Annotated in this window: 18 protein-coding genes; 12 read left to right on the top strand and 6 right to left on the bottom strand. The window is 75.1% G+C overall.

All coding sequences use genetic code 11. The annotated features are described in order from the left end of the window. Positions 1–32 precede the first annotated feature (32 nt). The 7 genes from G3T38_RS14275 (at position 33) to G3T38_RS14245 (ending at position 8857) form a co-directional block, all read left to right on the top strand. Positions 33–1163 carry a heme/hemin ABC transporter substrate-binding protein gene (locus G3T38_RS14275; protein ID WP_163772975.1) on the top strand — a complete coding sequence of 377 codons (1131 nt, stop codon included), beginning with the start codon at positions 33–35 and terminating at the stop codon, positions 1161–1163. After that, positions 1160–2251, top strand: a complete 1092-nt coding sequence (locus G3T38_RS14270; protein ID WP_163772974.1) for an iron chelate uptake ABC transporter family permease subunit — start codon at positions 1160–1162, stop codon at positions 2249–2251. The genes G3T38_RS14275 and G3T38_RS14270 overlap by 4 nt, the downstream gene beginning before the upstream one ends. Next, complete coding sequence (locus G3T38_RS14265) at positions 2248–3132, top strand: heme ABC transporter ATP-binding protein (protein WP_163772973.1); 885 nt, start codon at positions 2248–2250, stop codon at positions 3130–3132. The genes G3T38_RS14270 and G3T38_RS14265 overlap by 4 nt, the downstream gene beginning before the upstream one ends. After that, a complete protein-coding gene (locus tag G3T38_RS14260) occupies positions 3117–4253 on the top strand; it encodes a hypothetical protein (RefSeq protein ID WP_163772972.1) in 1137 nt (378 codons plus the stop codon). Before G3T38_RS14265 ends, G3T38_RS14260 begins: the two co-directional genes overlap by 16 nt. Then, the gene (locus tag G3T38_RS14255; protein WP_163772971.1) at positions 4250–5725 is read left to right on the top strand and encodes a PT domain-containing protein; all 1476 of its coding nucleotides are present in this window, start codon (positions 4250–4252) and stop codon (positions 5723–5725) included. The genes G3T38_RS14260 and G3T38_RS14255 overlap by 4 nt, the downstream gene beginning before the upstream one ends. Before the next feature lie 35 nt (positions 5726–5760). After that, positions 5761–7464 (top strand): HtaA domain-containing protein, encoded by a 1704-nt coding sequence (locus tag G3T38_RS14250; protein ID WP_163772970.1) that lies wholly within the window; start codon positions 5761–5763, stop codon positions 7462–7464. 277 nt (positions 7465–7741) lie between these two features. Further along, positions 7742–8857: a hypothetical protein gene (locus G3T38_RS14245; protein ID WP_163772969.1), complete on the top strand. Its 1116-nt coding sequence runs from the start codon at positions 7742–7744 to the stop codon at positions 8855–8857. Here the strand turns inward: G3T38_RS14245 and G3T38_RS14240 are convergent. After that, the gene (locus G3T38_RS14240) at positions 8844–9419 is read right to left on the bottom strand and encodes a TetR family transcriptional regulator (RefSeq protein WP_163772968.1); all 576 of its coding nucleotides are present in this window, start codon (positions 9417–9419) and stop codon (positions 8844–8846) included. The two genes, G3T38_RS14245 and G3T38_RS14240, sit on opposite strands and share 14 nt — an antisense overlap. Positions 9420–9437: 18 nt before the next feature. Then, a complete protein-coding gene (locus G3T38_RS14235; protein ID WP_338037662.1) occupies positions 9438–10259 on the bottom strand; it encodes a purine-nucleoside phosphorylase in 822 nt (273 codons plus the stop codon). Positions 10260–10435: 176 nt separating this feature from the next. On the opposite strand from G3T38_RS14235, the gene G3T38_RS14230 reads away from it, so the two are divergent. Further along, positions 10436–15211 carry a DUF4082 domain-containing protein gene (locus G3T38_RS14230; RefSeq protein WP_163772966.1) on the top strand — a complete coding sequence of 1592 codons (4776 nt, stop codon included), beginning with the start codon at positions 10436–10438 and terminating at the stop codon, positions 15209–15211. Positions 15212–15220: 9 nt separating this feature from the next. Here the strand turns inward: G3T38_RS14230 and G3T38_RS14225 are convergent, their stop codons facing one another. From G3T38_RS14225 to G3T38_RS14215, 3 genes are read right to left on the bottom strand one after another with little or no spacing between them, the layout of a single operon-like run. Next, positions 15221–16303, bottom strand: a complete 1083-nt coding sequence (locus tag G3T38_RS14225; protein ID WP_163772965.1) for a TolB-like translocation protein — start codon at positions 16301–16303, stop codon at positions 15221–15223. Next, complete coding sequence (locus G3T38_RS14220; protein ID WP_163772964.1) at positions 16300–17571, bottom strand: MFS transporter; 1272 nt, start codon at positions 17569–17571, stop codon at positions 16300–16302. The genes G3T38_RS14225 and G3T38_RS14220 overlap by 4 nt, the downstream gene beginning before the upstream one ends. After that, positions 17571–18269, bottom strand: coding sequence for a hypothetical protein (locus tag G3T38_RS14215; protein ID WP_163772963.1), 699 nt, complete (start codon positions 18267–18269; stop codon positions 17571–17573). The genes G3T38_RS14220 and G3T38_RS14215 overlap by 1 nt, the downstream gene beginning before the upstream one ends. 157 nt (positions 18270–18426) lie before the next feature. On the opposite strand from G3T38_RS14215, the gene lpdA reads away from it, so the two are divergent. From lpdA to G3T38_RS22720, 4 genes are all read left to right on the top strand, one after another. After that, the gene (gene lpdA, locus G3T38_RS14210) at positions 18427–19824 is read left to right on the top strand and encodes a dihydrolipoyl dehydrogenase (RefSeq protein WP_163772962.1); all 1398 of its coding nucleotides are present in this window, start codon (positions 18427–18429) and stop codon (positions 19822–19824) included. Positions 19825–19835: 11 nt separating this feature from the next. Beyond that, positions 19836–21263 carry an NAD(P)H-quinone dehydrogenase gene (locus tag G3T38_RS14205; RefSeq protein WP_163773010.1) on the top strand — a complete coding sequence of 476 codons (1428 nt, stop codon included), beginning with the start codon at positions 19836–19838 and terminating at the stop codon, positions 21261–21263. Continuing rightward, entirely contained in the window at positions 21260–22723 is a 1464-nt protein-coding gene (locus G3T38_RS14200; protein WP_163772961.1) for an NAD(P)-binding protein, read from the top strand. The genes G3T38_RS14205 and G3T38_RS14200 overlap by 4 nt, the downstream gene beginning before the upstream one ends. A 142-nt stretch (positions 22724–22865) precedes the next feature. Further along, the gene (locus tag G3T38_RS22720; RefSeq protein WP_163772960.1) at positions 22866–24098 is read left to right on the top strand and encodes a SpoIID/LytB domain-containing protein; all 1233 of its coding nucleotides are present in this window, start codon (positions 22866–22868) and stop codon (positions 24096–24098) included. Between the two features lie 27 nt (positions 24099–24125). Here G3T38_RS22720 and G3T38_RS14190 read toward each other — a convergent pair whose 3' ends face one another. Then, positions 24126–25280 carry an FHA domain-containing protein gene (locus G3T38_RS14190; RefSeq protein WP_163772959.1) on the bottom strand — a complete coding sequence of 385 codons (1155 nt, stop codon included), beginning with the start codon at positions 25278–25280 and terminating at the stop codon, positions 24126–24128. Between the last annotated feature and the right edge of the window lies 1 nt (position 25281).

Raw genomic sequence — 25281 nt, 5'->3', positions numbered from 1 at the left:
GGCGTCACGCGACCAGACGAAAGAGCCCCCGCATGCTCCGTTCCTCCTCACGGCCCCGGCCGCGGCGCCGTTGCGCGCTGCTCGTCGGCGCCGCCCTGACCCTCGTGCTCGCCGGTTGCGGACTCGACGGCGTCGGCGGGGGAGCCGAGGGCGGACACGGCGCGGGCGAGGGGGAGGTCGCGCCGCCCCTCGCCGAGGTCACGGCGCTCGACGACGTCCGCGACTGGGAGGGCGAGGTCTCCGCCGTGCTGCCCCCCACGCCGGTGGAGCCCGTCGCCGACCCGACGCCGGAGCTGCCCGTCACCGTGACCGACGCCCAGGGCACGGAGGTGACGGTCACGGACGTCGACCGGGTGCTGGCGCTCGACGTCTACGGCACGCTGTCGCGCACCGTCTTCGAGCTCGGGCTCGGCGACACGCTGGTCGGCCGCGACGTGAGCACGCAGTTCGCCGAGGCGGAGGACCTGCCGCTCGTCACGCAGAACGGGCACGACCTCAACGCCGAGGCCATCCTCGAGCTCGACCCGACGCTCATCCTCACCGACACGTCCCTCGGCCCGTGGGACGTCATGCTCCAGATGCGCGACTCGGGCATCCCCGTGGTCGTCGTCGACTCCCACCGCGGCCTCGACAACCTGTCCTCGCTGACCGCCGAGGTCGCCGCGGCCCTGGGCGTCCCCGACGCCGGTACGGCGCTCGCGGAGCGCACCGAGGCCGAGGTCGCCGAGGTGGCCGAGGCCATCGCGCAGGTCGCGCCCGCCGACGAGGGGGAACGGCTGCGCACGGTGTTCCTCTACGTGCGGGGCACCTCGGGCATCTACTACATGTTCGGCGAGGGCTCGGGCGCCGACGCCCTCGTGCGGGCGATCGGCGGCTACGACGTCGCCGGTGAGATCGGGTGGTCCGGCATGCGCCCCGTGACGGACGAAGGCCTGATCGCCGCCCAGCCGGAGCTGGTGCTGATGATGACCGACGGCCTCGCCTCCGCCGGCGGCGTGGACGGCCTGCTCGAGCGGCTGCCCGCCCTGGCGGCCACCCCGGCCGGGGAGAACCGTCGGTTCGTCGACATGGCCGACGCGCAGATCCTCGGCTACGGCCCGCTGACGGCGGGTGTGCTCAACGCGCTCGCCGTGGCCGTCTACGCCCCCGGGACGGTCTCGTGAGCGCCGTCGCCGACGCGCGACCCACGCCGGTCGCGCCCCGGCGCCGGGTCGCCGCGTGGGCCGTCGGGCCCGGGCTGCTCCTCCTGCTCTCCGTGGGGCTGGTGGTCGCGTTCGTGACGTCGGCGGCCACCGGCCAGTTCCCCATCCCCCCGAGCGAGGTGCTCGGCTCGGTGCTGCACCGCATCGGTCTCGACATCGGCCCGCTGCCGTCGCACCCGCGCGCCGAGGACAGCCTGTGGAACGTCCGCTTCCCGCGCGCGACCATGACGCTCCTCGTCGGGGCGGCGCTGGCGACCGCGGGCGCGCTCATGCAGGGGGTCTTCGGCAACCCGCTCGCGGAGCCCGGGGTCGTCGGCGTCTCCTCGGGCGCCGCCGTCGCCGCGGCGGCGGTCATCGTCTTCTCGCTCGACTTCGCCGGGTCGTGGACCATCGCGGTCTGCGCCTTCGTCGGGGGGCTCCTGACGACGATGCTCGTCTACGTCATGTCCCGGGACAACGGGCGCACCGAGGTGGTCACCCTCGTGCTCACGGGCATCGCGATCAACGCGGTGGCCAGCGCCGGCCTGTCCTTCCTGCTCTTCCTCGCCACCACCTCGTCGCGCGAGGAGATCGTCTTCTGGACCCTCGGCAGCTTCAACGGGAGCCGCTGGCCGGAGGTGCAGGTCGTGCTCCCGCTCGTGGTCGTCGGGATCGTGGCCGCGCTCGTGCTCGCGCGCCAGCTGGACCTCCTGGCCCTGGGGGACCGTGCCGCCCGCCACGTGGGCGTCGACGTCGAGCGGCTGCGCCTCGTCTGCATCGTCCTCGTCGCGCTGCTGACCGCGGCCGGCGTCGCCTTCTGCGGTGTCATCGCCTTCGTCGGCCTCGTCGTGCCGCACCTCGTGCGGCTCGTCGCCGGCCCCGGCCACCGGCTGCTCGTGCCGGCGAGCGCCCTCGGCGGCGCCGTCCTCCTCGTGCTCGCCGACCTCTGGGCCCGCACGGCCATCAGCAACGCCGACCTGCCCATCGGCATGCTCACCTCGCTCGTCGGCGGGCCCTTCTTCTTCTGGCTGCTGCGCCGCGCGCGGCGCACCGCGGGAGGCTGGGCGTGAGCGCCCGGCACGTCGCGCCGGCGCTCGTCGCCCGCGCGGTCGGCGTCACCATCGAGGGCTCGGCCATCCTCGACGGCGTCGACCTCGACGTGCGCCCGGGCGAGGTGCTCGTGCTCGTCGGTCCGAACGGCGCCGGCAAGTCGACGCTGCTCGGGGTGCTGACCGGGGACCTCGAGCCCTCCTCCGGCACGGTGGAGATCGACGGTCGACCCGTCGCCGCGGTCCGGGCCCGCGACCTGGCCCGGGTGCGGGCCGTGCTCGCCCAGCAGCAGCGGCTCGCCTTCGGGTTCCGCGCCCGCGAGGTCGTCGAGATGGGACGGGCGCCGTGGCACCGCACCCCGGCCGCGGCCGACGACCTCGCCGTCATCGCCGCGGCCGAGGAGCGGGCCGACGTCGCCCACCTCGGCACCCGCCTCTTCCCGACCCTCTCCGGCGGCGAGCAGGCGCGCGTCTCCTTCGCCCGCGTGCTCGCCCAGGCGACGCCCGTCCTGCTGCTCGACGAGCCCACCGCCGCCCTCGACCTGCAGCACCAGGAGGCCGTGCTCCGGGTGGCCCGCGACGAGGCCGCCGCGGGTGCCGCCGTCGTGGTCGTGCTCCACGACCTGTCGCTCGCCGCGGCGTACGCCGACCGCGTCTGCGTGCTCAGCCGCGGCCGTGTGCGCGCCGTCGGGACCCCCCGCGAGGTGCTCACCGCCGCGCTCCTCACCGAGGTCTACGAGCACGCCGTCGACGTGATCGAGCACGCCGGCCACCTCGTCGTCGTCCCCGTGCGGGCGCCACGCGCGCTCCCGTCCAGCCCCACGCCCAGTCCCACGCCCAGTCCCACGCCCAGCCCCACGCCCAGCCCCCGTCCCGAGGAGGACCCGTGCCCGGCCGTCTGACCGCACCCCGCGCCGTACCCCGTGCCGCGCTGCTCGCCCTCCTCGCGGGCCTGCTCGTCCCCGTCGGCCTCGTCGCCACCGCCCCCGCCGCGCAGGCCGCGGCCCGCGTCAGCGTGGCCAACCCCGACGGGGACGCGGTCGTCGACCCGACCTATGCCACGACGCTCACCGTCCGCGGCTCCGGCTTCCAGTCCGTCCAGGGCGGCCACGGCGGGGTGTACGTGTTCTTCGGGACCGTGTCGTCGGGCTGGCAGCCCAGCAGCGGCGGCCGCACGGGCGTGGACTACTTCTACGTCCCCGACTCCGAGTCCGCCGACAACCAGGGCTTCCAGAAGTACGTCGCGTTCCCCGGCTCCGACACCGCGTCCTCGGCCAACGGCGGCCTGATGGGGCCCGACGGCTCCTGGTCGACGACCGTCACGGTGCCCGGCGCGGTGTTCACCGCCTACGACCGCTCCAGCAACGAGCGCACCGTCGACTGCCGCGAGGTGACCTGCGGGATCATCACCGTCGGGGCCCACGGCGTCGCCAACAGCAGCAACGAGACCTTCACGCCGGTGCGCGTCGCCGACCTGTACGACGAGGGCGACGCCCTCGCGGAGCCCGCGGCCGGCACCGGGGGCGGTGCCGCGCCGTCCACCGCCGCTCCCGGGGCCGGCGCGGCGGCGCCGACCGCGGAGGCGCCGGTCGCGGCAGGCCCGGCGACCCTCGAGGTCGACCGGGCGGGTGCCGTCGCCGGACGGGCGCTCCCGTTCCGCGCGACCGGGCTGCCGGCCGGGCAGCAGCTGAGCGTCACGTTCGACGACGGTGCGGCGGCGGCGGGGCCGTTCCAGGTGGCCGCCGACGGCACCATGGCGGGCGTCGTCACCCTCCCGGCCGACACGAGCGCCGGCACCCACGAGCTGCGCGTGTTCGGGCTCGAGGAGGAGCTCGCCGTGCGGTTCGCGGTGCAGGCCGACGAGTCCGGCGCGTCCGGCGAGGCGGGCGCCACCGAGACGGTCGCCGCCTCCACGGGCGACCCGAGCCGGTACGCCGTCGCGTTCGTCGCCGCCGCCGGCCTGGTGCTGCTCGCCGCGGTCGCCCGGCTGCTCCTGGCCCGTCGCCGGGCGGCACTCCGATGACGCGCGCGTCCCGGGCCGCGCTGCTCGCGGTGCTCGGCGTCACCGTCGTGTGCCTCCTGGCCGTCTCCGCGGTGCTCGGCGTGCCCGGCGCCCGACCGGCCGGAGCGGCCGAGGTGGTGACGACCGGCGCCACCGGGACGACCTCGACCCAGACGCCGACCGGTCCGACGCCGGACCCCACCGGCCCGACGAGTGCACCGACGACGACGGCGCCCACGGCCGAGCCGACGGCTGGACCCACGGACGGGCCGACCACCGGGCCGACCAGCGAGCCGACCAGCGAGCCGACCAGCGAGCCGACGGACGGCCCCGTCGCGGTCGACGACGCGGTGCTGCGCTGGGGGCTCTCCAACGAGTCCAACAACGCGGCCCACGAGCCGGGCTCCTTCAACTTCTTCTCCGCCGGCAAGGTGCTGCCCGGGCTCGGGGCGCTGCTCCGCCAGGACCAGTGGCGAGCCTCCGCGGGCGACGTGAGCGTGGAGAAGTGGGACGGCTCCGCCTGGCGCACGACGGCGTGGAACGGCTGGCGCACGACGAGCGACGGCGCCCCCATCACCAACCCGAGCGCCGGGACGTTCAGCAACCACCAGGTCGTCGTCCGGGGCGGCACGGGCACCGTCGACCGAGCGGCAGGCACCGCCCGGATCGCGTGGGAGGGCACCTTCACGGTGCTCTACTACTCCGGCCGCTCGTTCTTCTACGTCACCGACCCCCGCCTCGACGTCGCTGCCGACGGCACCGGCACGCTCACCGGCTCGGTCAGCGGCTACGCCTCGTCGCGCGACGACCCGACGCAGCGCGCCGAGGTGCCGCCTCGCGAGGTCGTCCTCGCGAACCTCCCCGCCGTCGACCTCGACGACCCCAGCGGGTTCACCGCGACCCCGGCCTACCGGGGCGTGCGGGTGAGCGGCACGAGCCAGCGCACGGACGTGCCCGACGCCGGGTCCTTCCCGCAGTCCTTCGTCGCGATGATGGAGGAGCTCGGGACCGGACCGTTCTGGTACTCCAGCGGTGCCTCCACCGACCCCTTCAAGGTCGCGCTGCCGCTGACGGTGGCGTACGACGCGTCCGTCCCCGCTCCGGTCCCGACGCCCGCGCCCGTGCCGAGCGACGTGCCGACCGTCCCCGAGAACACCGCCCTGGCGCCGCCGGCCCGGTCGTCCTCCGCCCGTGGTGGCTCCCCGGGCCCCGTCCGGTCCACGCCGCAGACCGTGGTGCCCGCGGCCCTCGGCGTACCGGTGGCGGAGGCGGCGGTCGCAGCCCAGCCGCTGCCGACCAGCCACGACCTCGTGGCGGTGTCCGCACCGTCCGGTGGCGACGCCCCGGCCGGTCCGGGTGACGCCCTGTGGTGGCTCGGGGGCGGGCTGCTGCTCGCCGCCGCCGCACTGCTCTCGGTCCCGCAGGACCGCCTGCTCCTCCGCCGCTCGGGCGGCGTCCGCACGGCACCCCCGGGTGCCGGTCCCTTGGTCTGACGCACCCGGCGTCCGTCCCCGAGAAAGGAACCACCATGTCCACCCTGACCCGCGTGGGCGCCCGTCGTGGCGTCCGCACGAGCGCGGCCCTGACGGTCGCCGCGCTCGTGACCGCCCCGCTGGCCCTGGCCACCGCGCCGGCCCAGGCGGCCGACGAGACGCCGGCCCCGCTGACCCTGCAGTGGGAGATCTCCGAGCGCTTCGACAGCCACCTGTCCACCCACGTGCTGGGCGACGGCGCGACCGAGGACGCGTCCACGGGCGTCATCACGTTCCCGGGCGGCGTCGGCACCTATCACCCCGCCACGGACGAGGCGTCCGTGGCCTACGACGGCTCCGTCGCCGGGTCGTTCGCCTTCGGCGGCACGACCTACTACACGGTCACCCTCGCGGACCCCGTCGTGACCGTCGGCGCCGACGGCGCGGGTGAGATCAGCGCGGTCGTCTCCGCCTGGAACGCCAGCACCGGCCCCAGCAGCCCCGAGGCCAGCACCGACCCGACCCGGGTGGTCGTCACCACGTTCGACGCCGGCGACGGCTGGACGGACGGCGAGGGCGTCGGCACCCTCACCGCCACGCCCGACTGGGCCGGCGTCCTGCCGGCCGGGTCCGCGGAGGCCACCGCCCTCGGCATCCCGTCCGGGCAGCCGGTCGACGGCCAGTCGTTCAGCCCGGACTTCCTCGGTGCGCTCACCCCGGGCGTCCGCGCCCACTTCTACGCCTCGGGCGCGAGCAGCGACAGCCAGAAGGACCCCTCGTCGTTCGTCGCCGAGGCGGCGCCGGTCGCCCCGCCGACGGTCACGTACGAGACGCTCGGCGCCGACCCGACCGAGGGCCTCACCCTGTCCGTGAAGGGCCAGGGCTTCCGCGCCGTCACCCAGCCGGGGGACAACGGCGTCTACGTCGGCCTCGCCGAGGCCGGCGGGCTGCCGCCCGTCGACGACCGCGAGGGCCAGGACGCCTTCGCCGCCGTCGACTGGATCACCCCCAGCCGTATCACGGAGGGCGCGTTCTCGTCGGTGCTCAACGCGCCGACCGACGAGCTCGACCCGACGAAGCAGTACGCGCTCTACACGTGGCAGGCCCACACCCACTCGAACGACAGCCAGGACACCGAGACCGCGGTCGAGATCGACTGGTCGCAGCTCGAGGCACCCACCCCCGCGACCCTCACCTTCGCCGGCGCGGTCGCCCAGCGCTACGCCACCACCAACTGGGTCGGCGTGTCGGTCGGCGGCGTCGAGGACGGTGCCGGCACGGTCACGCTGACCGGCGTGGGCGCCGCGCAGACCGCGACCATCGAGTTCGGCCGTGCCGCGTTCCGCGTGCCCGCCAGCCTCAAGCCCGGTGCGTACACGGCGCGGTTCTCCCTGGCGACCCAGGGCGCCGACCCGGTCGTCCTCACGAAGGCCTTCACGGTCTACAAGGGCCAGCCCGTCCTCGGCCACTCGCTGAGCACCACCCCGACCCCGTCCCGCACCGGCAACCTCCTCGTCGGCGTCGCCCACGCCGGCAACGGCGCCGGCCAGGTCGCCCGCCCGGCCGGTCAGGCCGTCGTGCGGCTCTACACCTCCGCCGGCCGCGGCGTCTGGTACTCGGGCGTCAAGGTGCTGTCCAACGGCACCGTCCGCCTGCAGCTGCCCAAGCTCGCGAAGGGCAGCTACCGCCTCGACATCTCCTACGGCGGCAGCAGCCTCACCCTCGGCGCCTCGCAGCAGCGGACCTTCACGGTGCGCTGATCCGTCCTCGGGCCACGGGCGCCCCGTCGACCGGCCTCGGGGTCGGTCGGCGGGGCGCCCGTCGTTCTGGCCCGGGACCGGGAGCGCGCCGGACTGTGCGGTTGGTACGGCGCGGGCCGGGTCGGCGGCGTACCGACGTCCCACTTCTTGTCGGTCCCCGGGTCGGGTCGCCCGCGCCCGGCACATTCGTGACCGTCCCGTGGTGTTCGGGGCGTCCCGCCGGGGCTTAGGGTCGGCGGACGCGGTTCACCGACCTGATTCTCGGAAAGGTTCAGCCATGACCGACGCCCCCGTCATCCCTGCGCGCCCCGTCCGCCCGGCCCGGAGGCGCCTCGCGCTCGCGCCGGTCCTCGCCCTCGCGCTCGGCGGCCCCGCGCTGGTCGCCCCGGTCGCAGCGCACGCGGGCGTGCCGACGGTGCCCGCGGTGACGGCGGTGAGCACGGTGACCGCCGCCGAGCCGACGGCCACGGAGCTGGGCTCCCTCGACCACCGCGTCCTGCGCCAGAGCAACGCCGAGGGTCTCGAGGTGCTCGCCACGGTCCGCGGCATCACGCTCCCCGCGGAGAGCCCGATCCAGCTCGCGGTCGCGCCGGCCGGCACGGACGTGCTCACGGTCGACCCGGCGACCCTGCCGGGCCACACCGTGGTCCCCGCCGAGGACGTCGCGCCGGACGGCGCCGGCGCGACCGGGGTCGCGACCGACACCGTGCGGGCCGAGGCGGCGAGCCTGCAGCGGGGCACGGCGTACGCGGTGTTCGCCTGGACCGACGACGGCTCGGTGCTGGAGTCAGCGCTCGACCTCGACTTCGACGCCCTGGAGCCGGGCACCTCGATCGGGATCGAGGGCTCGACGACGCAGCGCTACGCGACCACGTCGCGGATCTGGGTCGCGGTGCGCGGCAGCGAGGGAGCGTCCGTGACGCTCTCCGGGCTCGGAGCGCCCCAGACCAAGCGCGTCGTGGACGAGCTCGCCCGCTTCGACGTGCCCCCGGGGGTGCCGGTGGGGCGCTACACCGCCGAGTTCTCGGTGAGCGCCGACGGCGCGGGCGACGGCCTCGTCGCCTCCTGGGACTTCCGGGTCACGCAGGGGCTCAGCCAGACGGGAGCCTCGGTGCAGCAGACGCCCACCCCCACGCGCGCGGGGCGGATCAAGGTCGGCGCGTTCACGAACAGCTCCGCCGTCGCACCCCCGCAGGGGCGGGCGACGGTGAGCATCTACACGGCGGCCGGCCGCGGGGTCTGGTACTCGGGCGAGCTCCAGCTGGCCACCGACGGGACGCGGGTCACCGGCCTCCCGGCGCTGCCGCGCGGCAGCTACCGGGTCGACGTGCGCTACCGGGGCTCGTCGCTGTTCCACGCCTCCACCCTCACGCGCACCCTCACGGTGCGCTGAGGGGGACGCCGACGCCGCCGAGCACGAAGGCGACGACCGACTCCGCGGGGACCTGGCGGGGGTTGAGGCAGGCGTGGACGAGCGGCAGCACCGCGGCCACGTCGGTGACGGTGAACTCGCCGGACGCCACGCCGTCCTCCAGGATCCCGCGGAGCACCGCCTCGACGGCGACGACGTGCTCCCGGATCTCGCGGAGGGACGCGTCGGACAGCAGACCGTAGACCTGCGGCCCCAGGCCGAGGTGGAACTGCTCGCCCTCGGCCAGGTGGTGGCGCACGTAGCGGCGGAGCCGCTCGGTGGCCGAGCCGGCGTCGTCGAGCACCCCGTGCAGGTCGTCGAGGTAGCGGTTGGTCTCGTGGGAGGCGAACGCGACGACGACCGCGTCCTTGTCGGGGAAGTGGTGGTAGATCGTCGTGCGACCCACCCCGGCGCGCGAGGCCAGCTGCGCCATGGTCACGGCGTCGAAGCTGCGCTCGCCGATCAGGTCGACGAAGGCCGAGAAGACCCGCTCGCGGATGTGCTCGCGATGGGCCGACAGGGACTCCCCGGTGATCTTCGGCACGGGCCGGCTCCTAGACGCTCACAGGCGCGGGACGACCGCGCCGAGCAAGGATCCCATCCGGGTGGCGGCGGAGCGACCCGCCTCCAGCACCTCCGCGTGGTCCAACGGCTCCCCGCTGATCCCGGCGGCGAGGTTGGTGACGAGGGAGATGCCGAGGACCTCCAGGCCCGCCTGGCGGGCGGCGATCGCCTCGAGGGTGGTGCTCATCCCGACGAGGTGGCCGCCGATGGCCCGCACCATGCCGATCTCGGCCGGCGTCTCGTAGTGGGGGCCGGGGAACTGCACGTAGACGCCCTCGTCGAGGTCGGGCTCGACCTCGCGGCACAGCGCGCGCAGGCGCGAGGAGTAGAGGTCGGTGAGGTCGACGAACTCCGCGCCCTCGATGGGGGAGCGGGCCGTCAGGTTGATGTGGTCGCTGATGAGCACGGGCGTGCCGGGCGACCAGGTCTCCTTGAGGCCGCCGCACCCGTTGGTGAGCACGATGGTGCGGCAGCCCGCGGCGGCGGCCGTGCGCACGCCGTGCACGACGGCGCGGACGCCCTTGCCCTCGTAGAAGTGCGTGCGGCTGAGGAAGACGAGCACCCGCCGGTCGCCCGCGCGCACCGAGCGGATCTTGCCGGAGTGACCGGCGACCGCGGCAGCGATGAAGCCGGGGAGGTCCGTGGTCGCGATCTCGGCGACGGTCTCGCCGAGCATGTCGACGGCCGGCAGCCAGCCGGATCCCAGCACGACGGCGACGTCGTGCTGCTCGACGCCCGTCAGCTCGGCGAGGCGCGCGGCGGCGGCCTGGGCGTCCTCGGCGGCGGTGGTGGTGGGGGCGGCGTGCTGAGGGGCGTTCACCCGGCGGACTCTAGGGCAGCGACCCGCGCGCGAGCGCGCGAAAAACGGCGCGGGCGGGCGGTCGTAGCCCATTCGTGACCTCCGGCACGGCGGGTGCCGCAGGACGGCTACCCGATCTGGGGGATCAGCGCCTCTCGTCGACGCCGGGACGCCCCGGCCGGTCCCACCCTGCACCCGTGATCCCCCGCCGCTCCGGCGCGCCTGCCGCGCCCGCCGTACTGCTCGTCCTGGTGCTCGCGGTCGCGAGCACCCTGGCGTCGGCCGTCGCCCCCGCCCGCGGGGCCGCGCTCGCGAGCGCCGCCGCGGACCCCTGCGCAGCGGGAGGCAGCGTCATCGCCTGCGAGAACGCGAAGCCCGGCACACCGCCGGAGACGTGGGACATCGACGGTGCTGGCGACGCGTCCATCCAGGGCTTCGCCACCGACATCAGCGTCGACCTCGGCGACCGCGTCGACTTCAAGGTCGACACCGACGCGCGCGCCTACCGCATCACGATCTACCGCACCGGTTGGTACGGCGGCGCCGGCGCCCGCGAGATCGCGAGGGTGAGCCCGTCGGCGCCGCTGCCCCAGGTGCAGCCGGAGTGCATCTCCGACCCCGCCACCGAGCTCTACGACTGCGGCAGCTGGGGCGTCTCCGCGTCGTGGACCGTGCCCACGACGGCGGTCTCGGGCGTCTACGTCGCTCGCCTGGAGCGCACCGACACCGGCGGGGCCAGCCACATCACCTTCGTCGTGCGGAACGACGCGAGCACCTCGGACGTGGTGTTCCAGACGTCCGACACGACCTGGCAGGCCTACAACACCTACGGGGGAGCGGACTTCTACACCGGCGCCGCCAACGGACGCGCCCACAAGATCAGCTACAACCGGCCGATGCTCACCCGTGGCGGCATCGGCGGTCGCGACTTCTACTTCGCGAACGAGTACCCGATGGTGCGCTACCTCGAGCGCAACGGCTACGACGTGACCTACCAGGCCGGGGTCGACACCGACCGTGGAGGCGCCCTGCTCAGGAACCACCGGGTGTTCCTCTCCGTCGGTCACGACGAGTACTGGAGCGGCGCCCAGCGTGCCCACGTGGAGGCTGCCCGGGACGCCGGCGTGCACCTGATGTTCCTCAGCGGGAACGAGGCCTACTGGCGCACGCGCTGGGAGCCCTCCGCGGACCCGTCCCGCACGGCGTACCGGACCCTCGTCTCCTACAAGGAGACCTGGTCGCGAGCGAAGATCGACCCGTCCTCCGAGTGGACCGGCACCTGGCGCGACCCGCGCTACGCGCCCACCACGGCGGGCGCGGGCCGACCCGAGAACGCGCTGACGGGCACGGCCTACATGGTCAACTACAGCGACCTCGCCCTGCGCGTGAGCGCGGCGGAGGGACGGCTCCGGCTGTGGCGCGGCACGTCGCTGGCCGGCCTGGCCTCGGGCACGACCGCGACGCTGGCGCCGCACACCGTGGGCTACGAGTCCAACGAGGACCTCGACAACGGCCACCGCCCCCCGGGGCTGGTGCGGCTGTCGACGACCACGGGGGCCGTGCCGGAGTACCTCCAGGACTACGGCAACACGGTGGCGCCCGGCACGACGCGGCACCACCTCACGCTCTACCGCGCGCCCAGCGGCGCGCTGGTGTTCAGCGCCGGCTCGGTGCAGTGGAGCTGGGGCCTCGACGGGGAGCACGACTCGCCCTCCGCCCCGCAGCCGCCCGACGTGCGCATGCAGCAGGCCCAGGTGAACCTCCTCGCCGACATGGGCGTGCAGCCCGCGACCCTCCAGACCGGGCTCGTGCGCGCCACCGCGTCGACCGACACCGTGGGGCCGACGGTGAGCGTCACGTCACCGACGGCGGGCGCGGCCGTGCCCAACGGCCAGGTCGTCCGCTACGCCGGCACCGCCACCGACACCGGGGGTGGCCGCGTCGCGGGCGTCGAGGTCTCGACCGACGGCGGGGCGACGTGGCACCCGGCCGTCGGCACGACGTCCTGGACCTACGACCAGGTGCAGACCGGCGTCGGCTCCGTCCCGCTCCAGGTGCGGGCCGTCGACGACAGCGCCCGCATCGGTGCGGCTGTGACCCGCGCCGTGCAGGTGAGCTGTCCGTGCTCGCTCCTCGGCGCCACGGTCCCGACCGTCCCGGCCGCGACGGACACCGGGGCCGTGGAGCTCGGCCTGCGCTTCACGCCGACGCGGGACGCGTTCGTCACCGGGGTGCGGTTCTACAAGGGCAGCGGCAACACGGGCACCCACACCGGCACGCTGTGGTCGGCGATCGGCTCCCCGCTCGCCACCGCGACCTTCACCTCCGAGACGACCACCGGGTGGCAGACCGTCCGTTTCGCCGCCCCGGTGCCGGTCGCCGCGGGCGAGGCCTACGTGGTCTCCTACTCGGCGCCCGTCGGTCGCTACGCCGTCAAGGAGGACGCGTTCAGCGCGGCCGGCCTCCGCGCCGACCCCCTCTCCGTCGCCGGCGGGTACGGCGCACCCCCCGCCGGCGTCTTCGCGGCGGTCGGCGACTTCCCCGACCGCAGCTACGGCAACAGCCACTACTTCGTCGACCCCCTCGTGGTCCTGACCGACGACTCGCCCCTCGTGCTCGACCAGCGCTCACCGCTGCCGGGGTCCTCGTCCGTGGCCGCCTCCGCGGTCGTCGCGGCGCGCTTCTCCCGCCCCGTCGTCGCCTCCACCGTCGCGGTCCGGGTCACCGACGCCCGCGGTGCGACGGTGGCGGGCACGACGTCGTACGACGCGGGGACGCGCACGGTGACGTTCCGTCCCAGCGCTCCGCTGGCCGGGTTCGTCCGCCACGACGTGACGGTGTCCGGGCGCGACAGCGCGGGGGTGGGCCCGGGGACGACGGCGGCGTGGAGCTTCACGACCGCGCGGCCCGCCTCCGCCCCGGGGGTGTGCCCCTGCTCGCTGTTCGACGAGGGGACGACGCCCACGCTGCTCGAGGACGTCGACACCGCGGCCGTCACCCTCGGCGTGCGGTTCCGGCCGTCGGTCGACGCCACGGTCACCGCGATCCGGTTCTACAAGGGGCCACGCAACACCGGCACGCACACGGGCACGCTGTGGCGCGCGGACGGCACGGCGCTCGCCACGGGCACCTTCACGAACGAGTCCACCAGCGGCTGGCAGACGCTCGTGCTCGCCACCCCGGTGGCGATCGACGCCGGCGCGGAGTACGTCGCGTCGTACCGCGCCCCCGGGGGTCGGTACGCGGCCTCGCCGAACGCCTTCGCCACCGCCGACCTCTCCCGCGGCCCGCTGCAGGTGGGCGGCGCGGCCGGCGCCTACACCTACGGCTCCGGCTTCCCGTCGTCGAGCTCGTCGACGAGCTACCTCGTGGACGTCGTGGTGGAGCGGCGGGAGCCGCCCCTGGCGGTGGTCGCGCAGACGCCCGCGCCGGGCGCGGTCCAGGTCGCGTCGTCGGCCCCGGTCGGCATCACCCTCAGCGCGCCGCTCGCGTCGGGCTACCGGATCGCCCTGACCCAGGCCGGCGACGGGACCGCGCTCGCGGGTACCACGACGCCGACCGCCGACGGCACCGGCCTGCGCCTCGCGCCGGACGCGCCGCTGCCGCCCGACACCGAGCTGCGGGTGACGGTCACCGGTCTGCGCTCGCAGGGCGGCGCGACGCTGGCCGACCAGACCTGGACGTTCCGCACGCAGCCGGCCGGTGCGGTGGCGGAGCAGACGCTCTTCGGCGCCGTCGTGCCCCAGGTGGCGGCGGTCGACGAGAGCGCGCCGGTCGAGCTCGGGGTGGCGTTCCGCACGCTGCGGCCGGGCCGGATCACCCAGCTCCGCTTCTTCAAGGGGCCCGGCAACGACGGCGTCCACGTGGCCTCCCTCTGGGACGCGTCGGGCCAGCGGCTCGCCCGGGTGACCGTCGCCGGCGAGTCCGCCGCCGGCTGGCAGACCGCGTCGCTCTCGACACCGGTCGTGGTGCAGCCGGGGCAGGACTACGTGGTGTCCTACCTGGCACCCCGCGGGCACTACGCCGTGACCCCCGGCTTCTTCGAGCAGCCCCACGCCGCGGGCGACCTCGTCACGAGCCCCGGGGCCAACGGGCGCTACCTCTACGGCGCGGCCGGAGGGCTGCCCGTCCACAGCTGGGGCGCGACCAACTACTTCGCCGACGTCACGTTCGTGCCCGACCCCCGGGCCGTCTCCGTCGAGGAGTCCTCGCCGGAGCCGGGCGCCACGGGCGTGCCGCGCGACACCGACGTGACGGTCCGGCTCTCCGTGCCCGTGGCCTCCGGCACGCTGGAGCTCCGGGACGGCACGACGTCCGTCGCCGGGTCCTCGACCAGGTCGACGGACGGGCGCGGGCTGACGCTCGACCCGGCCGAGCCGCTGGCGCCGGGCACGACCTACACGGCGACGCTCGCGGGCGTGCGCTCCACGGAGGGCGTCGCGCTGGCCACGACGACGTGGACGTTCCGCACCGAGGAGGCGGCGGCGACCCCGGCCGCGACGTACAACCTCTTCGGGGGGACCGTGCCGGCCGTCGCCGCGGTGGACGACTCCGCCGCCGTCGAGCTCGGCGTCGTCGTCACGCCCACGACGACGGGCGACGTCACCCGCATCCGCTTCCACAAGGGAGCAGGCAACACGGGCACCCACGTCGGGTCCGTGTGGACGCTCGACGGACGGCTGCTCGGGCGCGTGACGTTCACGGGGGAGTCGGCGACGGGCTGGCAGAGCGCCGCGCTCGCGACCCCGGTGCGGCTGACGGCCGGCACCGCCTACGTCGTCTCCTACCTGGCGCCGCGTGGGCACTACTCGGTGACGTCGGGCGGACTGCGCTCGGGTGCGGTCTCGGGGCCGCTCACCGCGGCCGCGGCGGACAACGGGCGCTACGTGTACGGCGCGGGCGGCGGCTTCCCGACCCGGTCGTGGAACGCGACCAACTACTTCGTCGACCTCGAGTTCCAGCCCGCCGGCTGAGCCGCGCGCTCAACGCTCGGGCCGCACCACCGCGGGGGACCAGGCCTGCTCGACGAGGAGGTCCGGGAGCGCGTCCGCGCGGTCGACGTCGAGCGACCAGACGTCGCTGACGCCGGGCTCGTCGGACCGGGACACCCCGTAGAGCAGCGTGTCGTCGTCCAACCACGCGGCCTGGTCGTCGACCCCGCGGGTCTCGCCGGCCAGCACGGTCTCCCGACCGGTGGTCAGGTCGAGCACCGCGAACGACCAGTGGGTGCCGGGGCCGGGATCGTCGACCTTGTAGGCCAGCCGCGCGCCGTCGGGGGAGAGCGAGGGGCACTCCACGTCGGACCGCACGGCGGTGAGGCTCCGTGCTCCGAGGTCCCCCCGCACGAGGTAGGTGGAGCCGCCCGTGGCGACGGTCGCCCAGAAGGTGCGGTCGTCGACGAAGGTGACGCCCCAGACGTTGCGGTCGGCCGGCCTGACCTCCCGGCCGTCGAGCACGAGGCGGAACGCCTCGAGGTCGCCGGCGTCGGCGCCCCCGTCCGTGGAGCGGATCTCCGTCGCCGTCGAGAAGCCGGACTGCTGGTAGGAGTGGCCCGTCACGAAGGTCGTCGTGGCGACGAGCGACCCGTCGGGCGAGAGCCGGGTGCGGCTGGGGATGCCGGGCAGCGACACCGTGGCGGTCTCCGCGAGTCGCGCGTCGAGCTCGACCAGGGAGTAGCGGGTCACCACGCCGCGCTCGACCCGGAGGCAGGAGGCGCGGCCGGGCACCGCGTCGACGCGGTCGCACGCAGTACCGCTGATCGACCGCGGGCCGCCGGGGTCCGCCAGCGCCACGGAGGCCAGGTGTCCGTAGTCGCGGTCGAGCCCCGTGTGGCGGAACACCAGCCGGGCCTCGTCGTCGGGGAGGCCCGTCATCGGGCCCGCGGCGACCGGCACCGACGGCGGTGCCTGCGCGCGGGCGCGCTGCTGGGCCGCCTGGTGGAGCGCCACCCCGGTGACCGGCAGCGTCACCGCCAGCACCGTGGCGCCGAGGACGGCGAGGCGACCCCGCCCGGTCGTGGGCCCGGTCGTGGGCCCGGTCGTGCGCCCGGTCGTGCGCCCGGTCATGCCGCCGCCGGGGCGGTGTCGAGGCGGCGGACCGCGAGGAGGGAGGGGACCAGCACGGCGGCGAGCACGGCCGCGGCGAGGAGCAGCGCGCTGCCGGGCCCGATCCAGAACCAGAGCACGCCGAAGCCGGCGGAGGCGGCCATGCGGCTCACGGCCACGACCGTCTGCGCCGCCGCGATCCCGCGTGCCCGGGAGCGGGGGGCGACGATGCGCCCGGCCGCCGCGGCGAGCACACCGTCGGTCGCGGCGTAGAAGGCGCCGAGGAGCACCACGGTCAGCACCGTGGTGCCGACGGCGCCCAGCGGCAGGGTCGTGGCGCCGTACGCCGCGACGAGCGCCCCGTGGCCCGTGACCATCGTGCGCGCACGGCCCCACCGGTCGGCCAGGGCGCCCAGCGGCACGGCGAGCACGAGGTAGGCGAGGCTCGTCCCGACGTACAGCAGCGGGAACCAGTGAACGGCGAAGCCGCCCCGGTCGAGCAGCGCGAGGTAGAGGAAGCCGTCCCCGATGGTCAGCACCCCGAGCAGGCCCGCGACGAGGAGCAGCCGGCGCATCGCCGGCGTGCGCAGCTCGCGCCAGCCGCCCGGGTCGTCAGCGGTGGGGGCGGGTGCGGTCGCTCGCGGGCGGTCCTCGACGAACAGGCCGAGCAGGGCCAGACCGAGCAACGCGCAGCCGAGCGAGGCGACCATCACCGTCAGGTAGCCGCCGGGGATCCACCACAGCAGCAGGAACGCGACGAGCGGTCCGAGGACCGCGCCCGTCGTGTCGAGGGCGCGGTGCACCCCGAACGCGAGCCCGACGCCGTCCGGCGGGGCGGCGGCGCTGATCATGGCGTCCCGCGGCGCCGTGCGGATCCCCTTGCCGACCCGGTCGAGCGCGACCACCGCGGCCACGGCGCCGGCACCGGTCGCGACGAGCAGGCCGACACGGGCGACGCAGCTGGTGGCGTAGCCGAGGAACGCCACCCACTTCGGACGGCCGGTGCGGTCGGCACCCCATCCGCCGGCGACCCGCACGAGGGCGCCGACCCCCTGGTAGAGCGCGTCGACCAGCCCGTACGCGACGGTCGAGAGGCCGAGCCCGAGGGTCAGGTAGAGGGGGAGGACCGCCGCGACCGACTCCGAGGAGATGTCGGTGAGGAGGCTGACGAGGCCCAGCGTCACGACCACCCTCGGCACCCGTCGACGCCCGTGCGGCGTCCGGGTCGCCCCGGCCGCGGCCGCGGTCGGGGGAGCGGCGGCGCCCCCGTCCCGCAGGGCCAGGTACATCAGGCGTCCTCGCGCTGGAGGGTCGCGTAGATGCTGTACGCCTCGTCGCCCGGCCCCGTGGTCACCACCACCGAGCTGCCCGCGCGGCGCACGGCCACCGCGACCTGTCCGGGCGCCGTCGTGGCGGGCTCCTCGACGAAGCCCTGCGCGCGCAGCGTGCGCAGGTAGAACGCGAGCACGTCGTCACCGGCGGACGCACTGTCGGCCACGAGCGCCACCTGCACCCGCTCGCCGGAGACGGAGACGCTGCTGCTGCCCACCGTGGTGCCCGGCGCGAGGGGCAGCACGTCGACGGGGTACGACGCGACGAGACGCCCGACGGCGCTCTCGGTCGTCGCGGGGAACGGGCCGTCCACCGCGGGGACCGGCGGGTTCGTCGCCGCGGCCTCGCTGACGGCGTCCCCCGGCACCTCGGTCGCCGCCGGTGTCGGCGCGGCCTCGACGCCGCTCGTCGGGGTGACGCCGGACGGGGGAGGCGCGCCCGGCAGGTGCCCCGGCGTACCCGCGCTGCCAGGAGAGGTGGCGGCGTCGCTCGTGCCCGCGGCCGACGGGGGCACGTCGCGGGCGTCGCGACCCGTGTCGTGGGCGTCCCGGAGGGTCGGCGGGAGCACGAGCGCGAGGGCGAGCACGGTGAGCGCGGCTGCAGCCAGGCGGGCGGCACGACGGCTCGCCCGGCGGGGTGCAGGACGGGGGGACACACGCGGACGGTAGGGCCGCGGGAGCGGCCGTCGTGGGTGCTCGGGAGGCGACGTACCCAATCCGGGGGAGGGGACGAGAGCGAGGTCACCCGACGGGTACCGCCGGGTACGACCCGCGCGGTCGGACGAGCCCGTCCGAGTGGCTAGGCTGGGGTCCGTGACCCACTTCGATGTCCTTGTCCTTGGTGCCGGCCCCGGTGGTTACGTCGCGGCGATCCGAGCTGCTCAGCTCGGCAAGTCCGTCGCCGTCGTGGAGGAGAAGTACTGGGGAGGTGTCTGCCTCAACGTCGGGTGCATCCCCTCGAAGGCGCTGCTCAAGAACGCGGAGCTCGCGCACACGCTGACCCACGAGAAGGCGAAGTTCGGCATCGAGGGCGACGCCACGATGTCGTACGGCCCGACGCACAAGCGCTCCCGCCAGGTGAGCGCCGGCATCGTCAAGGGCGTCCACTACCTGATGAAGAAGAACAAGATCACCGAGATCGACGGCTGGGGCACGTTCACGGGCCCGAAGACGATCGAGGTGAAGGGCAAGGACGGCGAGGTCGCCACCCACACGGCCGACAACATCATCATCGCCGCGGGTGCGAAGGTCCGCACCGTCCCCGGCGTCGAGATCAGCGAGAACGTGGTGACCTACGAGGAGCAGATCCTCGACGAGAACCTGCCGTCCTCGATCATCATCGGCGGCTCGGGCGCGATCGGCGTCGAGTTCGCCTACGTGATGAAGAACTTCGGCGTCGACGTCACGATCGTGGAGTACCTCGACCGCATCGTGCCGACCGAGGACGCGGACGTGTCCAAGGAGCTGCTCAAGCACTACAAGAAGCTCGGCGTGAAGATCCTGACCTCGACCGCCGTCAAGGGCGTCGAGGACACGGGCTCCGGCGTCAAGGTCACGGTCGCCCCGGCCGCCGGCGGCGACGAGCAGGTGCTCGAGGCCGACAAGATGCTCGCGGCCTTCGGCTTCGCGCCCCGCACCGACGGCTACGGCCTCGAGGCCACCGGCGTCGAGCTGACCGAGCGCGGCGCCATCGCGATCGACGAGTACGGCCGCACCAACGCGGACGGCGTCTACGCGATCGGCGACGTCACCGGCAAGTTCATGCTCGCCCACGTCGCGGAGGCCATGGGCATCGTGGCCGCCGAGGTCATCGCCGGCGAGGAGACCATGCCGGTCGAGTTCGACTTCGTGCCGCGCGCGACCTACTGCCACCCGCAGATCGGCTCGTTCGGCTACTCGGAGCAGCAGGCGAAGGACAAGGGGTACGACGTCAAGACGGCCACCTTCCCCTTCAGCGCCAACGGCAAGGCCCAGGGCCTCGGCGAGGCGGTCGGCTTCGTGAAGGTCGTCGCGGACGCGGAGCACAACGAGATCCTCGGCGCGCACATGATCGGGCCCGACGTGACCGAGCTCCTGCCGGTGCTGACCCTCGCGCAGAAGTGGGACCTGACCGCGGACGAGATCGGGCGCAACGTCTTCGCGCACCCGACGCTCACCGAGTCGGTCAAGGAGGCCATCCACGGCATCTCCGGCCACATGATCAACCTGTGAGCCCCGCCACCATGGCCGATCGCTCCGACCGCGTCGTCATCGTCGGCGGCGGTCCCGGCGGCTACGAGGCGGCTCACGTGGCCGCCAACGCCGGCGCCGACGTCACGATCGTCGACACCGACGGCCCGGGTGGCTCCGCGGTGCTGACCGACTGCGTGCCCAGCAAGACGCTGATCGCGACCAGCGAGCTCATGAGCGAGCTGGCCGGCTCGGCCGAGCTCGGCGTCAGCTTCCGCGACCACGAGGGCGACGCCGCCACGGCGATCCGGGTCGACCTGGGCCGCGTCAACGCCCGCGTCAAGCAGCTCGCCGCCGACCAGTCGGCCGACATCGAGCGGCGCCTGGAGCGGGACGGCGTGCGCATCGTGCGCGGTCGGGGACGGCTCGACGGTCCCCAGCGCGTCGTCGCCGACCTCGCCGACGGTGGCACCGAGACGCTCGACGCCGACGCCGTGCTCGTCGCGACCGGTGCGGCGCCCCGCGTGCTCGACAGCGCCGTGCCCGACGGTGAGCGCATCCTGACCTGGGAGCAGGTCTACGACATCACCGACGTGCCGGAGAAGGTCGTCGTCGTCGGCTCCGGCGTCACCGGCGCGGAGTTCGCCTCGGCCTACCTCTCCCTCGGCATCGACGTCACCCTCGTCTCGTCGCGCGACCGGGTGCTGCCCGGCGAGGACGCCGACGCGGCGGCGGTGCTCGAGGAGGTGCTGACGCGGCGCGGCATGAACGTGCTGAGCCGGTCCCGCATGGAGTCGGTGACCCGCGACGGCGACGTCGTCACCGTGCGGCTGACCGACGGCACCGAGGTCGAGTGCTCCCACTGCGTGCTCGCGCTGGGATCCGTGCCCAACACGGCCGACCTCGGGCTGCAGGAGGCCGGCGTGCTCGTCGACGACGGTGGCTTCGTGCGCGTCGACCGCGTCTCGCGCACGACCGCGCGGGGCGTGTACGCCGCGGGCGACTGCACCGGCGTGCTGATGCTGGCCTCCGTCGCCGCGATGCAGGGCCGGATCGCGATGTCCCACCACCTCGGTGACGCCGTGGCGCCGCTGGACCTCAAGAAGGTGTCGTCCAACGTCTTCACGTCGCCGGAGATCGCGACGGTGGGCTGGAGCCAGAAGGCGGTCGACGCGGGCGAGATCGTCGCGGAGACCGTGCTCCTGCCGCTGTCGGGCAACCCGCGGGCGAAGATGCAGGGCGTGCGCGACGGCTTCGTCAAGCTGCTGTGCCGACCCGGCACCGGCATCGTCGTCGGCGGTGTCGTCGTCGGTCCGCGGGCGTCCGAGCTGATCCACCCCGTCGCCGTCGCCGTGGGGGAGTCGCTCACGGCCGACCAGCTCGCGAGCGTCTTCACCGTCTACCCCTCGATGTCGGGCTCGATCGCCGAGGCCGCGCGTCGCCTCCACCGGTCCGACCCGGCCGCTCGACGGCTCCCGTGACCCGCTCCGCTGCCGGCACGACCGCGGTCGTCGTCGGCAGCGGGCCGGGCGGCCTCGCCGCCGCGGTCACGCTCGCGGCCGCTGGGTGCGACGTGACCGTCGTGGAGGCGGCCGAGACCGTCGGCGGCGGCCTCCGCTCGGCGGAGCTCACGTTGCCCGGTCTCGTCCACGACCACTGTGCGGGGTTCCACCCGCTCGCGGTGGACAACGCCTTCACCGGCAGCCACGACCTGGCGGGCCACGGCCTCGCCTGGGCGCGGGCGCCGATCGAGATGGCGCACCCGCTCACGGACGGCACCGGGGCCGTCGTCGAGCGCGACCTCGCGACCACCGTCGCGGGCCTCGACACCCTGTCGCCGCGGGACGCCCGCACGTGGCGACGTCTCTTCGGGCCGGCCGCGGACCGGTGGGACGCCGTCCGCGCCGAGATCGGCCGGCCGGTCGTCCACCTCCCGCGCCACCCGCTGGCCCTCGCCAGCTTCGGCGCCCGCGCGGCGGCGCCGGCCGCGCTCGTCGCGCGCGCCTTCGAGGACCGGCGCGTGGCCGCCCTCTGGCTGGGCATCGCCGCGCACGGGTTCCGGCCGCCCTCCGAGCCGTTCACCTCGGCGGCGGGGCTCGCGCTCGGAACGGCCGCCCACGTCACGGGGTGGCCGGTGGCCGTCGGCGGCTCGCAGCGGTACGCCGACGCGATGGTCGGGGTGCTCCGCTCCCACGGCGGACGGGTCGAGACCGGTCAGCGGGTGACGTCGCTCGCGGAGCTCCGCGCCGCCACCGGGGCGGACCTGGTGCTGCTCGACACCTCGCCGCGCGACGCGGCGCGCATCCTCGGCGACGCGCAACCCGACCGGTTGCGCCGTCGCTACGCCGGGTGGCGCCACCTCGTCGGAGCGTTCGGCGTGAGCCTCGCCGTCGAGGGCGGCATCCCGTGGGCGCACGAGCCCAGCCGGCGGTCGGCGGTGGTCCACGTGGGGGGCGCCCCCGATGTCCTCGCGGCGTCGGCGCGCGCCGTACGGGCCGGTCGGGTGCCCGAGCACCCGTTCGTGCTCGTGGGGCAGCAGGCCGTCGCGGACCCGGCCCGCGGGCGTGACGGCGTCGTGCCGGTGGACGCCTACGCGCACGTGCCCGCAGGGTTCGACGGCGACCTGACGGCGCTCGTCATGGCCGAGCTCGAGGCGCACGCCCCGGGCCTGCGCGAGCGCGTGCGGGCCCTCGTGACGCGCACGCCGGCCGAGACCGAGCGGGACGGCATCAACTTCGTGGACGGCGACATCTCGACGGGAGCGGTCGACGCACGGCAGCTGCTGCTGGGGCCGCGGCCGGGCCGCTCGCCCTACCCGACCGGGGTCCCCGGGGTCTACCTCTGCTCGGCGGCCACCGCGCCGGGTCCCGGCGCGCACGGCCTGACGGGGTACGGCGCAGCACGCCGTGCCCTCACGGACCTCGCCGGCGGCCGCGCATAACTACTCATCTGTAGTTCGTGCGAACCGATTGCACAGCCGAGGACCGTGTGGTCCGATCACACGAACCCCACGCGTCACCCGTCCCCCTCCCGTGAACAGCAGTCACCAGCCGTCACACCCCTCTCGGCCCAGGAGTTCCCCCATGTCCCCCCGCTCCACCCGCGCTCGCCTGCTCGCCGTGCTCGCCGCCGTCGCCACCGGACTCGGGGTGATGTCGGTCGTCTCGAGCAGCCCGGCCGCCGCCGTGCCGGTGAACCAGACGTGGACCGTGCCGGCGAACGCCGCCATCACCGTCGACGGCCGTGGCTTCGGCCACGGCACCGGCATGTCGCAGTACGGCGCGCTGGGTGCCGCCCGCCAGGGCCTCGCGTACAACGAGATCCTGCGCTTCTACTACCCCGGGGTGTGGGCCGGCACGGCGACCGGCACCATCTCCGTGCGCATCACCGCCGACGACGACGGCGACGTCATCGTGGAGCGGCGCGGCGGCCTGACGCTCATCGACCGGGGGACCGGGAAGAAGACGCCGATCCCCCAGGACCTGGGCACCGGCGGGTGGCGGCTGAGCTACGGCGGCAGCGACACGACCATCGTCAGCTACTACGCCAACAAGAAGTGGAACTACTGGACCCGCACGCAGGGTGAGGCCGTGTTCTACGCCAACGGCGGCGAGATGACGCTGCACCGCAAGGGCGGCACGGCGAAGTACCGCGGCACGCTCCGCGCCACCATCCCCAGCCCGGGGTCCACGCGCCGCGACACCGTCAACGCCGTCACGCTCGAGCACTACCTCCGGGGCGTGGTGCCGAAGGAGATGCCGTCGTCGTGGACGCCGGCCGCCGTGCAGGCCCAGTCCGTCGCCGCGCGCACCTACGCCGCGCAGGCCCGCACCACGCCGCAGACCCGCACCTACGACCTCTGCGACACGACCAGCTGCCAGGTCTACGGCGGGTACTCCGCCGAGGAGCGGGGCTCGAACGACGCGATCGACCGCACGAAGGGCCAGATCCTCACCAACAAGGGCCAGGAGATCGCGTTCACGCAGTTCTCCTCGTCCAACGGCGGCTGGACCAACGCGGGCAGCAAGCCCTACCTCGTGGCCAAGCAGGACCCGTACGACGGGAACTCCTCGAACAAGAACCACACCTGGAGCGTCGCGATCACCGACCGCACCATCGAGGCCGCGTGGCCGCAGATCGGGAACCTGACCTCGATCGCCGTCACCGACCGCAACGGCAAGGGCGAGTGGAGCGGGCGCGTCAACAGCGTGACGTTCCGCGGCTCCGCCGGGAGCGTCACGGTCACGGGTGCGACGGTGCGCTCCAAGCTCGGCCTGAAGTCGACGTGGTTCAACTTCCGCGTCGCGGCCCGCTGACGGGCCTGCTGCCGACCAGCCCCGTCGTCAGGCGGGAGGGGCGCGGAACGTGAGGTGCGCGCCGTGGCCGAGGTCGAGCACGTCGCCGGGCACCAGCTCGCGGGGTGTCTCCGTGAGCCGCTCCGGTGGCCGGCCACGGCGGTGCAGGTAGGTGCCGTTCGTCGAGCGGCGGTCCACCGCGAGCACCGACCAGTCCTGCAGGCGGAGCTCGAGGTGCACCGCGGAGACGTGCGCCTCGGGCAGCACGACGAGGCGTCCGGCCGGTGCCGCGTCGGGCCGCTCCGGGCGGGGGGCACGGCCGACGACGGTGTCCTCCACGAGGTCGACGACCTCGCCCGTGCTCACCACGAGCTGACCGAGCGCGGGGCGCGGCACCGCCGTGGGGGGACCGGTCAGGGTCTCCGTGCACCGTCCGCACCGGGGGGCGGTGGGCGGGTTGGCGTGCCCGGCGGCGCAGAGGAGGCCCGGCACGACCGCGCGCGGTGCGCGCGGAGCGGGTCGCGCCGGTGGCACGGGGCGTGAGCGCGGCACACCCACCGAGGGACCCGCGGGACGCAGCAGGGTGTCCGTCACCGCGACGTACGCCGTCGGGGTGGCACGGGCGCCAGGTGCCCGAGGTTCCGGTCGTGCGCGCAGCCATCCCGCGGTCTGCAGGCGCTGGGCGGGAAGCACCCCACCGACGAGGGGGAGCGCCGCGGTCGGCACGACCGCAGGGGACGGGTCGCTACGGTCGTCGGTCGTCGCGTCGGCCGTCGCGCCGGACGTCGGGTCGCCGACCGCCCGCACCGTGAAGCGGGTGGCCGCGACGACGGCTCGCTCGTTCCAGCGCACGGCGTCCGCACCCGCGACGGACTGGTCGGTCTCGGCGCTGGCACTCGCGACGTACCGGCCGCGCGCGGCGAGGTGGACGTCCACGGCCGCCCGCTCGGCGGGCGCGTCGGCGGCCACGGCGAGCGCGAAGCCCGGCAGCCTGTCGGCCGGGCGCCCGGCACCGAGGTGCTGTGCGAACGACGTGACGTCGCCACCCTCGGCCATGAGGTGCCAGAGCCGGACGGCGAGGTCCGTGTCGACGCCGGGGTCGAGGAGCGCGACCCCCCGCGGCCAGGCGAGCCCCAGACCGGGCCCCGGCACGCAGAGGTACGGCGCGTGCCCGCGCCCGCCGTCGTCCGTCGTCCCGTGCACC

It is taken from the genome of Nocardioides zeae (assembly GCF_010686755.1).
Taxonomy (GTDB): Bacteria; Actinomycetota; Actinomycetes; order Propionibacteriales; family Nocardioidaceae; genus Nocardioides; species Nocardioides zeae.
The sequence above is the reverse complement of the archived record's forward strand: the minus strand, read 5'-3'. Positions and strand labels throughout refer to the sequence as shown.